The sequence below is a fragment of the Pseudomonas sp. PA27(2017) genome (assembly GCF_001945445.1).
Taxonomy (GTDB): domain Bacteria; phylum Pseudomonadota; class Gammaproteobacteria; order Pseudomonadales; family Pseudomonadaceae; genus Aquipseudomonas.
Map to the genome: position 1 here is coordinate 65277 of NZ_MSXW01000012.1, position 13105 is coordinate 78381.

Annotated in this window: 9 protein-coding genes; 8 read left to right on the forward strand and 1 reads right to left on the reverse strand. The window is 65.7% G+C overall.

Annotation, left to right across the window (positions count from 1 at the left end; genetic code table 11):
* The first annotated feature begins 68 nt into the window (after positions 1-68).
* Positions 69-704 carry a class I SAM-dependent methyltransferase gene (locus BVH06_RS05635; RefSeq protein WP_075933480.1) on the forward strand — a complete coding sequence of 212 codons (636 nt, stop codon included), beginning with the start codon at positions 69-71 and terminating at the stop codon, positions 702-704.
* A 125-nt stretch (positions 705-829) separates the two neighbouring features.
* On the opposite strand, the gene BVH06_RS05640 is transcribed toward BVH06_RS05635, so the two are convergent.
* Positions 830-2704: a potassium transporter Kup gene (locus tag BVH06_RS05640; RefSeq protein WP_083651885.1), complete on the reverse strand. Its 1875-nt coding sequence runs from the start codon at positions 2702-2704 to the stop codon at positions 830-832.
* Positions 2705-2873: 169 nt separating this feature from the next.
* Between BVH06_RS05640 and BVH06_RS05645 the strand changes: the two genes are divergently transcribed.
* From BVH06_RS05645 to dbpA, 7 genes are all read left to right on the forward strand, one after another.
* A complete protein-coding gene (locus BVH06_RS05645) occupies positions 2874-4400 on the forward strand; it encodes an ATP-binding protein (protein ID WP_075933482.1) in 1527 nt (508 codons plus the stop codon).
* Complete coding sequence (locus BVH06_RS05650; protein ID WP_075933483.1) at positions 4397-5080, forward strand: response regulator; 684 nt, start codon at positions 4397-4399, stop codon at positions 5078-5080. Before BVH06_RS05645 ends, BVH06_RS05650 begins: the two co-directional genes overlap by 4 nt.
* A gap of 314 nt (positions 5081-5394) precedes the next feature.
* Positions 5395-5985 carry a transcriptional regulator BetI gene (gene betI / locus BVH06_RS05655; protein ID WP_075933484.1) on the forward strand — a complete coding sequence of 197 codons (591 nt, stop codon included), beginning with the start codon at positions 5395-5397 and terminating at the stop codon, positions 5983-5985.
* Positions 5986-6503: 518 nt separating this feature from the next.
* Positions 6504-7976 carry a betaine-aldehyde dehydrogenase gene (betB, locus tag BVH06_RS05660; RefSeq protein ID WP_075933485.1) on the forward strand — a complete coding sequence of 491 codons (1473 nt, stop codon included), beginning with the start codon at positions 6504-6506 and terminating at the stop codon, positions 7974-7976.
* 140 nt (positions 7977-8116) lie between these two features.
* The gene (gene betA, locus BVH06_RS05665; protein WP_075933486.1) at positions 8117-9826 is read left to right on the forward strand and encodes a choline dehydrogenase; all 1710 of its coding nucleotides are present in this window, start codon (positions 8117-8119) and stop codon (positions 9824-9826) included.
* A 109-nt stretch (positions 9827-9935) separates the two neighbouring features.
* On the forward strand, positions 9936-11351 hold the full coding sequence (gene mdtD / locus BVH06_RS05670) for a multidrug transporter subunit MdtD (protein WP_075932353.1): 1416 nt from the start codon (positions 9936-9938) through the stop codon (positions 11349-11351).
* Positions 11352-11424: 73 nt separating this feature from the next.
* Positions 11425-12804: an ATP-dependent RNA helicase DbpA gene (gene dbpA / locus BVH06_RS05675; protein WP_075932352.1), complete on the forward strand. Its 1380-nt coding sequence runs from the start codon at positions 11425-11427 to the stop codon at positions 12802-12804.
* Positions 12805-13105 lie beyond the last annotated feature (301 nt).

Below are 13105 nucleotides of genomic sequence, written 5' to 3' on the forward strand. Positions count from 1 at the left end.
GTAACCCGGCCGCGCAACGGCTGCAGAATGGGGTTAAATGGCCGCCAGGTTTTGTACGGAGGCTCGACATGCCCCTCGATCATCAACAGCTGCAACAGATCACCACCCTCACGCTGGCCCATTATCAGGCCGGCGCCGAAGAATTTCGCGAGGGCACCCGCGACCACGACGTCAGCCAGAACATCGAGGCGCTGCTGCGTCATGTGCGCGGCAGCACGCCTCTGAGCCTCCTCGATTTCGGCTGTGGACCGGGTCGGGATCTGCGCGCCTTCAAGGCCCTGGGCCATCAACCTGTCGGCCTCGACGGCTGCGCTGAGTTCGTCGCCATGGCCCGTGCCGATAGCGGCTGCGAGGTGTGGCAGCAGGACTTTCTGGCCCTGGATCTGCCGGCCGAGCGCTTCGACGGCATTTTCGCCAATGCCGTGCTGTTCCATATTCCAAGCCAGGAGCTACCGCGCGTACTAGGCGAACTGCGCAGCAGCCTGAAGCCCGGCGGCGTGCTGTTCAGCTCCAACCCGCGCGGTGACAACCAGGAAGGCTGGAGTGGCGATCGCTACGGCGCCTGGCACGACCTGGCCAGCTGGCGCCGCCTGCTCGACGCCGCCGGTTTCGACGAACTGGAACATTACTACCGGCCCACCGGCCTGCCGCGGGAGCAGCAACCGTGGCTGGCGAGTGTTTGGCGCAAGCGGGAGATGGTTTGATTCGACGGGCGATGGTTCTGGCCATCCGGAGCCCCCACGTGAGAACGAACCATCCGCACGATTTTCGCGCGCGTGGCGCCGCGCCCACAAAAGCCTGCTGCCAACCGCTCCTACCTTGAAACGTCCTAAATCTCCACCTGCGTCCCCAACTCGATCACCCGATTCACCGGCAGGCGGAAGAAACCCAGCGAGCTACCGGCGTTCTTCTGCAGCACGGCGAACAGGCGCTCGCGCCACATGGCCATGCCGATGCGCTCGGAGGGGATCACCGTTTCCCGGCTGAGGAAATAGGTGGTCTGCATCGGCGGGCAGTCGATGCCCTTTTCGCTCAGTTGGGCCAGGGCCCGGGGAATGTCCGGTGCCTCGAGGAAGCCGAAGCGCAGGCGCACGCGGTAGAAGCCCTGGTCATAGGCCTCCAGATCGAAGCGTTCGGCCAGCGGCACCCGCGGGCGATCCTCGTAAAGCACGGTGAGCAGCATCACCCGCTCGTGCAGCACCTGGTTGTGCAGCAGATTGTGCAACAGCGCGTGGGGCACCACCTCGACCCGACTGGTCAGGAACACTGCCGTACCGGTCACCCGATGGGGCGGCTGCAGGGCGATGCTGGCGATGAAGTCACGCAGCACCAGGGAGTGTTCGTCGAGACGCTCGAGCACCAGTTGGCGACCGCGCTTCCAGGTTGTCATCAGGCCGAACAGCAGCAGGCCGACGACCATCGGCACCGCGCCGCCGCCGATGATCTTCGGCACGTTGGCGGCGAAGAAGATGCCGTCGACCAGCAGGAACACCGCCAGCAGCGGCACGGCCAGCACCTTCGGCCAGCGCCACAGCAGCAGGATCACCGACGACACCAGCAGCGTGGTGCACAGCATGGTGCCGGTCACCGCCACGCCGTAGGCGCCAGCCAGGCCGCTGGACGACTGGAAGCCGAGCACCAGCAGCACCACACCGACCAACAGCATGCTGTTGATCAACGGAATGTAGATCTGCCCCTGCTCGGCGCTGGAGGTGTGCAGGATCTGCATACGCGGCACGTAGCCGAGCTGGATGGCCTGGCGAGTCACCGAGAAGGCGCCGGTGATCACCGCCTGGGAGGCGATGATGGTGGCCAGCGTCGACAGGCCGATCAGCGGAATAAGCGCCCAGCCCGGCGCCAGCAGATAAAACGGGTTGCGCACCGCCTCGGGGTCGCCGAGCAGCAGCGCACCCTGGCCGAAGTAGTTGAGGATCAGGCACGGGAACGCCAGGAACAGCCAGGCATGCACGATAGGCTTGCGGCCAAAATGGCCGAGGTCGGCGTACAGGGCTTCCGCGCCAGTGATGGTCAGCACCACGGCGCCCATCACCGTCAGGCCGAGCAACGGGTTGGCGATGAAGAACTGCAGCGCCCAGTAGGGGTTGAGCGATAGCAACACTTCCGGGCGCTGCACGATGCCATGCACGCCCAGGGCGCCGAGCACCAGAAACCACACCACCATCACCGGGCCGAACAGGTAACCGATGCGCGCGGTGCCATGGCGCTGCAGCAGGAACAGCGGAATCAGGATCAACAGCGCCAGCGGCACCACCCAATGGTCGATGCCGTCGACCACCAGGCCGACGCCTTCGACCGCGGAAAGCACCGAGACCGCCGGCGTGAGCATGCTGTCGCCGTAGAATAGCGCGGCGCCGAACAGGCCGAGCATGATCAGCACGGTGCGCAGCCGCGGATAATCGGCGGCCGCCCGTTGCGCCAGGGCGGTGAGCGCCATGATGCCGCCCTCGCCGCCGTTGTCGGCGCGCAGGATGAACATCACGTACTTGACCGTGACCACCAGTGTCAGCGACCAGAAAATCAGCGACAGGATGCCCAGCACGCTGGCCTGGGACAGGCCGACGCCGTAATGCGGCGAGAAGATTTCCTTGAGGCTGTACAGCGGGCTGGTACCGATGTCGCCATAGACGATGCCGACGGCGCCGACCAACAGGGCGAAGGGCGAGGTACGGGAAGGGGTGCTCACGTTGCAGGGTATCCGTGATGAACTCGATTACCCTTAGGTATACGCCGGCTTTACGCGCGCAGCAGCTTGATGCCGCGCAGTTTTACGGCTTTTTTACGCGCAGGCGCGCTTCTTTACGCCAACCTTGCACGACGCCATGATCTGCCCACGCCCCGCACCGGAATTGCGCATGACCACCGCCGCCGATCGCCCTGCACGCCGCACGCCAGCCCCGCCACGCGATTACCTGCTCGCTGCCCTCGCTGCCGGGCTCGGCTGCCTGTTGGCGCTGGCCGTCTCGCGCTGGCTGGACTTGCCGAACATCTCCCTGGTGTTTCTCGCCGTGGTACTGGTGGTAGCGGTGCGCAGCAGTGTCGGCCCGGCCCTGCTGTGCGCCCTACTGTCGTTCGTCGCCTACGGGTTCTGCTTTCTGCCACCGACCTGGTCGGTGGTGGTGCACCGCGAGCAGGACGTGCTGACCCTGCTGTTCTTCCTGCTCATCGCCCTGCTCACCGGCAACCTCGCCGCGCGCCAGCGCCAGCAATTCCGAGACCTGCAGGTGGCCCAGCGGCAGACCGAAAGCCTGTTGGGCTTCGCCGGCAGGCTGTCCAGCGCCCAGGACCAGCGCGACCTGCTGGCCGCCATGCTCAGCCAGCTGGACCTGCCGGCCGAGCGCCTGTGCCTGCTCAGCCGCGACGCCCAGGGCAACTGGTACCAGGCCGACGGCAGCCGGCTGGCGCTTAGCGAGCTGGAGCGCATCAGCGCCGAACACGCCTGGCAGAGCCGTCATCCGCGTGGTTACGACAGCCACAGCCTGACCCATCCGCACTGGTGGTGGTGGCCATTGATGGACAACGATCAGCCACTGGCGCTGCTGGGTATGCGCACCGCCCAAGGCGACCCGCCAGCGGGTGAGCAGCGCCAACTGATCGACGTGCTGTTGCCGCTGCTGGCCCACGCCCTGGCCCGTGTGCAACTGGTCGAGACGCTCGGCCATACGCGCCTGCAACATGAAACCGAGCGCCTGCGCAGCGCCCTGCTCGCTTCGGTGTCCCACGACCTGCGCACGCCGCTGACAGCCATGCGCGGCAATATCGAAACCCTGCAGTTGTTCATCGACAGCCTGGACGCAGCGACCCGCGACGACCTGCTGCAAAGCACCGCCAGCGAAGCCTCGCGCCTGGACCGTTACATCCAGAACCTGCTGGACATGACCCGCCTGGGCCACGGCGGCCTGCACCTGGAGCGCGACTGGGTAGCCGCCAGCGACCTGCTCGCTGCCGCTCTGCAGCGCCTGCAACCGGTGCTGCAGCACCTGCAGGTGCGTATGGATGTACCCGCCGACCTGCCGCTGCTGTGGGTGCAGGGCGCACTGATCGAACAGGCGCTGGTCAACGTGCTGGACAATGCCGCGCGCTTCTCGCCGCCCGGCGGCGTCATCGACATCCGCCTGAGCCACGACGGCGAGACGTTCAGCTTCGCCATCGCCGACCAGGGGCCGGGGATTCCCGCCGACGAACAGGCGCAGATCTTCGACCTTTTCTACACCGCAGCCCGAGGCGATCGCGGCGGTCAGGGCACCGGCCTCGGCCTGGCGATCTGCCTGGGCATGCTCAACGCCCACGGCGGCACGGCGCGGGTCGAATCGATGCCCGGCCAGGGCACCACCCTGATCCTGCAACTGCCCCTGCAAGCCCCTGACGAGAACCCGGCATGACTGAAGCGCGCATCCTCCTGGTCGACGACGAAGCGGCGATCCGCAAGTTCCTGCGCATCGGCCTGCAGGCCCAGGGCTACCAGGTACTGGAGGCCGACTGCGGCGAGGCGGCCCTGCGCCTGGCGGCCCTGGAACAACCCGACCTGGTGGTGCTCGACCTCGGCCTGCCCGACCTGGACGGCCAGGAGGTACTGACCCGCCTGCGCGAATGGTCCGCCGTGCCGGTGCTGGTGCTGTCGGTGCGCGCCGGCGAGAAGGACAAGGTGCAGGCCCTGGACAACGGCGCCAACGACTACGTCAGCAAGCCCTTTGGCGTGCAGGAGTTTCTCGCCCGGGTGCGCGCACTGCTGCGCAGCCGGCCAGCGGGCGAAAAGCCCGCCGCGGCGCTCGCCAGCGGCCCGCTGCGGGTCGACTTCGCCTTTCGCCGCGTGACCCTGGATGACCAGGAAATCAGCCTGACGCGCAAGGAATACGCGGTACTCGAAGCCCTCGCCCGTCATCCCGGCATGGTCGTTACCCAGCAGCAACTGCTGCGCGACATCTGGGGCCCGACCCACATCGAGCACAGCCACTACCTGCGTATCGTCATCGCTCATCTGCGCCAGAAGCTCGGTGATGACCCGGCGGCGCCGCGGCTGATCATTACCGAAGCAGGTGTCGGCTACCGGCTGATCGCCTGAGCGCCTGTTCATGATCTTTCAGCCCAGATTCGTCGATTTTGGTAGCTGAGTGGCGGGAGCGGTCGTTATCCGATCCATTGTGGGAGCCGCGACCTCGCGGCGAATCGCTCAGCCACCGCCGAAATAGGCAGTCAGGCTGCAATCGTTTCGCCCCGAGGTCGGGGCTCCCACAGGTTGGTTTGATTGTCTGCTTCTGCCTTGCAGTTGCCGCTTCATGCGCATAGAGATCGTGAACAGGCTCTGAGAAACCTGAGCACGCCGACAACTCCACGCGCTCTGTTAGACTCGGGAAACACCCCTCGCCGGAGAACACGATGCCCAAGGTCGGAATGCAGCCGATCCGCCGCTCCCAGCTGATTGCGGCAACCCTGGAAGCCGTCGACCAGGTTGGCATGAGCGATGCCAGCATCGCCTACATCGCGCGGATTGCCGGCGTATCGAACGGCATCATCAGCCATTATTTCCAAGACAAAAATGGCCTGCTCGAGGCGACCATGCGTCACCTCATGCAGGCGTTGCGCGAGGCGGTACATGCACGTTATCGGCTGCTGCGCGAAGACACCCCACGGGCACGCCTGCGCGCCATCATCGACGGCAACTTCGACGAAACCCAGGTCAGCGGCCCGGCGATGAAGACCTGGCTGGCGTTCTGGGCCAGCAGCATGCACCAGCCGGCCCTACGCCGCCTGCAGCGGGTCAACGACCAGCGACTGTATTCCAACCTGTGCGGCCAGTTCAGCCGCGCCCTGCCGCAAGCACAAGCCCGCGCCGCTGCCCGCGGCCTCGCAGCGCTGATCGACGGCCTGTGGCTGCGCGGCGCACTGACCGGCGAGAACTTCGACACCCGCCAGGCCGCGCAGATCGCCTACGACTATCTGGATTTGCAGCTCGCCAAGGCGCAATGAGCCCTACCGTCTCCAAGTTCCAGCCCAGGCTCGCCGATTCCGGCAGCTAAGTGGCGGGAGCGGCCTTTTGTAGGGTGGACGACGCTTCACCCGTCCACCGCTCTGCGATCGCAATGGTGGATCGAAAGAGCGTCATCCACCCTACCTAGCGAGTGGCCGCTTCTGCCTTGTAGTGGCCGCTTCACTCCCATAAAGATCGTGAACAGGGTCTAAGACTCCCTGCAGGCCTACGGACTGGATGCGTATGTGGGAGCGGGCCATGCCCGCGAATCGCAGGCATGGCCCGCTCCCATCGAGATCGTTCGTCGAGAGCCTCCGCAAAAAACCTGAAACCCAGCATCTATGCCGCATCTGGCACGGTTTCGGTCGTCCCCAGGATTTTTATTGATTGATCGATCAATAAAAATAAAGTAGGCTGTTTTTTAACCAACTCGGCTGACATCCCTTTTCATCTCGCTCAGTCGATCCATACGCCAAGGCGCCCGACGCGCGTCTTGCCCCGATCAGGAGGACGCCCCATGGCCCGATTCGCAGACCAGCAGCTCTACATTGGCGGCCAGTACGTCGACGCCACCAGCGGTACCACCTTTCAAAGCATCAACCCAGCCAACGGCGAGGTGCTGGCCAACGTGCAGCGCGCCAGCCAGGACGACGTCGAACGCGCCGTGGCCAGCGCCGAACAGGGCCAGAAGGTGTGGGCGGCGATGACCGCCATGCAGCGTTCGCGCATCCTGCGCCGCGCCGTAGACATCCTGCGTGAGCGCAACGATGAGCTGGCCGAACTGGAGACGCTCGATACCGGCAAGCCGCTGTCGGAAACCCGCTATGTCGATATCGTCACTGGCGCCGACGTGCTGGAGTACTACGCCGGCCTGATTCCGGCCATCGAGGGTGAACAGATCCCGCTGCGCGACACCAGCTTCGTCTACACCCGCCGCGAACCGCTGGGCGTGGTCGCCGGCATCGGTGCCTGGAACTACCCGATCCAGATCGCCCTGTGGAAATCCGCGCCGGCCCTGGCCGCCGGCAACGCGATGATCTTCAAGCCCAGCGAAGTCACCTCGCTGACCGCCCTGAAGCTCGCCGAAATCTACACCGAGGCCGGCGTGCCGGACGGCGTGTTCAACGTGCTGACCGGCCTGGGCGGGGAGGTCGGCCAGTGGCTGACCGAGCATCCGCGCATCGAGAAGATTTCCTTCACCGGCGGCACCGTGACAGGCAAGAAGGTCATGGCCAGCGCTTCCAGCTCGTCGCTCAAGGAAGTGACCATGGAGCTGGGCGGCAAGTCGCCGCTGATCATCTGCGAAGACGCCGATCTCGACCGCGCCGCGGACATCGCCATGATGGCCAACTTCTACAGTACCGGTCAGGTGTGCACCAACGGCACCCGGGTGTTCGTGCCCCGCGCCCTGCAGGCGCGCTTCGAGAGCAAGATCGTCGAGCGGGTGAAACGCATCCGCCTGGGCAGCCCCCAGGACGACAAGACCAATTTCGGCCCGCTGGTCAGCTTCGCCCACATGGAACGCGTGCTCGGCTACATCGAGCAAGGCCGCCAGCAGGGCGCGCGCTTGCTGATCGGCGGCGAGCGCGTCACCGACGGTGACTACGCCAACGGCGCCTACGTGGCACCCACGGTATTCACCGACTGCCGTGACGACATGATCATCACCCGCGAGGAGATCTTTGGCCCGGTGATGAGCATCCTCGTCTACGACAGCGAAGACGAAGTGATCCGCCGCGCCAACGACACCACCTACGGCCTGGCCGCCGGCATCGTGACCCGCGACCTGAACCGCGCGCACCGGGTTATCCACAAGCTGGAAGCGGGCATCTGCTGGATCAACACCTGGGGCGAGTCGGCGGCCGAGATGCCGGTCGGCGGCTACAAGCAATCCGGCGTGGGCCGCGAGAACGGCCTGACCACGCTGGCCCACTACACGCGCATCAAGTCCGTGCAGGTCGAGCTGGGCGACTACGCCTCGGTGTTCTGACTCGCCACCACGGAGTGGGAGCAGCCGGGCAGCGCACCGCTCAGCCGCTTCCGCAAGCAAGGCGCAGCCCCGTAGCCCGGATGCCATCCGGCAACAGTCACCGTGTTCTCCCGGACCACAGCCGGGTAACAGGAGGAGCCATGACTCAGGAATTCGATTACATCATCATTGGCGCCGGCTCGGCCGGTAACGTGCTGGCGACCCGCCTGAGCGAGGATGCGGATGTCAGCGTACTGCTGCTCGAAGCCGGTGGCCCTGACTACCGCCTCGATTTCCGCACCCAGATGCCAGCCGCTCTGGCGTTTCCCCTGCAAGGCCGCCGCTACAACTGGGCCTACGAAACCGACCCGGAGCCGCACATGGGCAATCGCCGCATGGAATGCGGGCGCGGCAAGGGCCTGGGCGGCTCGTCGCTGATCAACGGCATGTGCTACATCCGCGGCAACGCCATGGACTTCGACAACTGGGCCAAGCAGCCCGGCCTGGAAGACTGGAGCTACCTGGATTGCCTGCCCTATTTCCGCAAGGCGGAAAGCCGCGACACCGGCGCCAACGACTACCACGGCGACAGCGGCCCGGTCAGCGTGACCACGCCCAAGGCCGGCAACAACCCGCTGTTCCACGCCATGGTCGAGGCCGGCGTGCAGGCCGGCTACCCGCGTACCGATGACCTCAATGGTTATCAACAGGAAGGCTTCGGGCCGATGGATCGCACCGTGACGCCCGAAGGCCGTCGCGCCAGCACCGCACGCGGCTATCTGGACCAGGCCCGCGAACGGCCGAACCTGACCATCGTCACCCACGCCACCACCGACCGCATCCTGTTCGATGGCAAGCGCGCCAATGGCGTCGCTTACCTGATCGGCAATGCGAACGAGGCGACCATCGCCCATGCCCGCCGCGAAGTACTGCTGTGCGCCGGTGCCATCGCTTCGCCGCAGATCCTGCAACGCTCCGGCGTTGGCCCCGGCGAATTGCTGCGCAGCCACGACATCGACGTGGTGCATGACCTGCCGGGCGTTGGCGAGAACCTGCAGGATCACCTGGAAATGTACCTGCAGTACGCCTGCACCCAGCCGGTGTCGCTGTACCCGGCGCTCAAGCTGCTCAACCAGCCGGGCATCGGCGCCAAGTGGCTGTTCGCGGGGGATGGCATCGGCGCCAGCAACCAGTTCGAAGCCGGCGGTTTCATTCGCTCGCGCGCGGAATTCGAATGGCCGAACCTGCAGTTCCACTTCCTGCCGGTGGCGATCAATTACAACGGCAGCAACGCGGTCAACGAGCATGGCTTCCAGGCTCACGTCGGTTCCATGCGCTCGCCGAGCCGTGGCCGCGTGCGGTTGAAATCCAGGGATCCGCGCCAGCACCCGAGCATCCTGTTCAACTACATGAGCAGCGAGCAGGACTGGCAGGAATTTCGCGACGGCATCCGCCTGACCCGCGAGATCATGAACCAGCCGGCGCTCGACCCGTACCGCGGTCGCGAGATCAGCCCGGGCGCCCACGTACAGACCGACGAGGAACTGGACGCCTTCATCCGCGAGCACGCGGAAACCGCCTTCCACCCGTCCTGCTCCTGCAAGATGGGCTCGGACGACATGGCGGTGGTCGACGGCCAGGGTCGCGTACACGGCCTCGAAGGGCTGCGCGTGGTTGATGCGTCGATCATGCCGGAGATCATCACCGGCAACCTCAACGCCACCACGATCATGATCGCCGAGAAAATCGCCGACCGTATCCGCGGTCGCCAAGCGCTGCCGCGCAGCACCGCGCCTTACTACGTGGCCAACGGCGCGCCGGTACGCGGCACCCCGCAACGGGTGGTCGAGGACATGCGCTCGGCCTCCTGAGCCAACTGACACCCCCGCGCCTGAATCAGGGCGCGGGGTGTCTATTTGTTGCGACATTTGTCGCCAAGTTGGGTCACACTGATCCAACCACCGCTGATCACCGATCGCCATGACCCTGCTCGACGCCCGCACTGCCCGCCTGCTGCCCTGGATCGTCGCCATCGCATTCTTCATGCAGACGCTGGACGGCACCATCCTCAACACCGCTCTGCCGAGCATGGCCGCGGACCTGTCCGAAGACCCGCTGCGCATGCAGTCGGTGGTCATCGCCTACATGCTCACCGTGGCGCTGCTGATTCCGGCCTCCGGCTGGCTGGCCGACCGCTTCGGCACGCGGCACATCTTCTTTGGCGCCATCGCCCTGTTCAGCCTCGGCTCCCTGCTCTGCGCGGTCTCCCAGTCGCTGACCATGCTGGTGATCGCACGCATCATCCAGGGCCTGGGCGGCGCGCTGATGATGCCGGTGGGGCGCTTGGTGGTGCTGCGCGCCTACCCGCGTACCGAGCTGGTGCGCATCATGAGCTTCATCACCCTGCCCGGCCTGCTCGGCCCGCTGATCGGCCCGACCCTGGGTGGCTGGCTGGTGGAATACGCCAGCTGGCACTGGATCTTCCTGCTCAACCTGCCGGTCGGCGCCCTGGGCTGCTGGGCCGCGTACCGTTTCATGCCGGAGCTGCGCGGCAGCGAGCGCACGCGTTTCGATCTGATCGGTTTCCTGCTGTTCGGCGCCAGCATGCTGCTGATCACCATGGCCCTCGAAGGCCTTGGCGAACTGCACCTGCCGCACATGCGCGTGGTGCTCCTGCTGCTTGCCGGCCTGGCGTGCCTGGCCGCCTACTGGCTGCGCGCCGGGCGCACGGCCAATGCGTTGTTTCCGCCGCGGCTGTTCAACACCCGCAGCTTCGCGGTGGGCATCTTCGGCAACATCTTCGCGCGCCTGGGTACCGGTGCATTGCCGTTCCTCACGCCACTGCTGCTGCAACTGGGCATGGGCTATTCGCCGGCCCAGGCGGGCATGAGCATGATTCCCCTGGCGCTCGCCGCCATGGCCATGAAACCGCTGGCCAAACCGCTGATCGACCGCCTCGGCTACCGCCGCATCCTGACCTTCAACACCGTGCTGCTGGGCCTACTCATCACCAGCATGGCGCTGGTCGACGGCCAGACCTCGCACCTGCAGCTGGCCATCCAGCTGAGCCTGATCGGCGCCTTCAACTCGCTGCAGTTCACCGCCATGAACACCGTGACCCTGATCGACCTGCCCGACAGCGAGGCGAGCAGCGGTAATGGCTTGCTGTCGGTGGTGGTGCAGCTGTCGATCAGCATGGGCATCGCCACCGGTGCCGCGCTGCTCAGCGGCTTCAGCCTGGACAACGCGGATGCGGCCGATGGCGTGCTCAGCGCGTTCCAGGCCACTTACCTGTGCATCGGCCTGCTGACGATCCTGGCAGCCGGCATCTTCCTGCAGTTGTCGGCGGAGGACGGGCGCAGTGCCAGGCGTGTGAAGGTCGACGTCGACGAATGACGAGCAGTCGGCAGGCCATGACGTGGCGCCTGTTACACTAGGGCTCTTTCCGAACGCTCTTCAGGCCCGTACCGTGACCGCCACCGCTTTCTCCTCGCTTGCCTTGTCGCCCGCCATGCTGGCTAACCTCGAGTCCCTCGGTTACGCGCAGATGACGCCCATCCAGGCGCAGAGCCTGCCGGTGATGCTCAAGGGCATGGACCTGATCGCCCAGGCCAAGACCGGTAGCGGCAAGACCGCGGCCTTTGGCATCGGCCTGCTGGCGCCGCTCAACCCGCGTTATTTCGGCTGCCAGGCGCTGGTGCTGTGCCCGACCCGCGAGCTGGCCGACCAGGTCGCCAAAGAACTGCGCCGCCTGGCCCGCAGCGAAGACAACATCAAGATTCTCACTCTGTGCGGCGGCGTGCCCATGGGCCCACAGATCGGCTCCCTGGAGCACGGCGCGCAGATCATCGTCGGCACCCCGGGGCGCGTACAGCAGCACCTGGCCAAGGGCACGCTGAAGCTGGACGGCCTCAATACCCTGGTGCTCGACGAAGCCGACCGCATGCTCGACATGGGCTTCTACGACAGCATCGCCGAAATCATCGGTCAGACCCCGGAGCGCCGTCAGACCCTTCTGTTCTCGGCCACCTACCCAGCCGGCATCAAGCAGCTGTCGGCGACCTTCATGCGCAACCCGCAACAGGTCAAGGTCGAGGCGCTGCACGACGACAGCCAGATCGAGCAGCGCTTCTACGAAATCGCCCCGGAAGAGCGCATGGACGCCGTGGTCAAGCTGCTCAACAGCTACCGTCCGACCTCCTGCGTGGCCTTCTGCTTCACCAAGCAGCAATGTCAGGAGGTGGTCGACCACCTCACCGCCAAGGGCATCTCCGCCGCCGCCTTGCACGGCGATCTGGAGCAACGCGAGCGTGACCAGGTGCTGGCGATGTTCGCCAACCGCAGCCTGTCGGTGCTGGTCGCCACCGACGTGGCCGCGCGCGGCCTGGATATCGACGGCCTGGATATGGTGATCAACGTCGAACTGGCGCGCGATTCGGAAATCCACATCCACCGCGTAGGCCGCACCGGCCGTGCCGGCGAGAAAGGTCTGGCCATGAGCCTGGTTGCCCCGGCCGAAGGTCATCGCGCCCAAGCCATCGAGAACCTGCAGAAATCGCCGCTGAACTGGCACCCGCTGAGCAGCCTGAAACATCAAGGCGGCGCGCCGCTGCAGCCGCTGATGATGACGCTGTGCATCGGCGCCGGGCGCAAGGACAAGCTGCGCCCCGGCGATATTCTCGGCGCCCTCACTGGCGAGGGCGGCATTCCCGGCGCGCAGGTCGGCAAGATCGCCATTTTCGACTTCCAGGCCTATGTTGCCGTTGAACGCAGCCTGGCCGTTAAAGCGCTCAAGTGCCTGAGCGAAGGCAAGATAAAAGGTCGCTCGCTGCGCGTGCGCACGCTATAGGGTCTGTTGACGTTTCACGCACGGCCGCGCCGGAGCCCGCTTTTGCGCGAGGCAAGGCACGAGATGCGAAGTTTGGCAGGCCAAATGAGCCATCGAGTAACGCCGCATCGCGCAAAAACGGGCCCGGCCCTGCGGGTTGCGCGAGAAATCTCGCCATGCGTTGTTGGAGGACTTGGCAAGGGAACAGCCATTCCCTGCGTCCTCTGCCTAGCGGATCGCCGCCCGGCCTGGCGAGATTTCTCGCGGCAACGCGGCTCGCGTTGAAACGTCAATAGACCCTAGAATCAAGCCAATGGCAGAA

Excerpts from the sequence above, each read along its gene's own strand:
- BVH06_RS05635 (WP_075933480.1), top strand. The coding sequence starts at position 69 with ATGCCCCTCGATCATCAACAGCTGCAACAGATCACCACCCTCACGCTG.
- BVH06_RS05645 (WP_075933482.1), top strand. The coding sequence starts at position 2,874 with ATGACCACCGCCGCCGATCGCCCTGCACGCCGCACGCCAGCCCCGCCA.
- BVH06_RS05650 (WP_075933483.1), top strand. The coding sequence starts at position 4,397 with ATGACTGAAGCGCGCATCCTCCTGGTCGACGACGAAGCGGCGATCCGC.
- betI (WP_075933484.1), top strand. The coding sequence starts at position 5,395 with ATGCCCAAGGTCGGAATGCAGCCGATCCGCCGCTCCCAGCTGATTGCG.
- betB (WP_075933485.1), top strand. The coding sequence starts at position 6,504 with ATGGCCCGATTCGCAGACCAGCAGCTCTACATTGGCGGCCAGTACGTC.
- betA (WP_075933486.1), top strand. The coding sequence starts at position 8,117 with ATGACTCAGGAATTCGATTACATCATCATTGGCGCCGGCTCGGCCGGT.
- mdtD (WP_075932353.1), top strand. The coding sequence starts at position 9,936 with ATGACCCTGCTCGACGCCCGCACTGCCCGCCTGCTGCCCTGGATCGTC.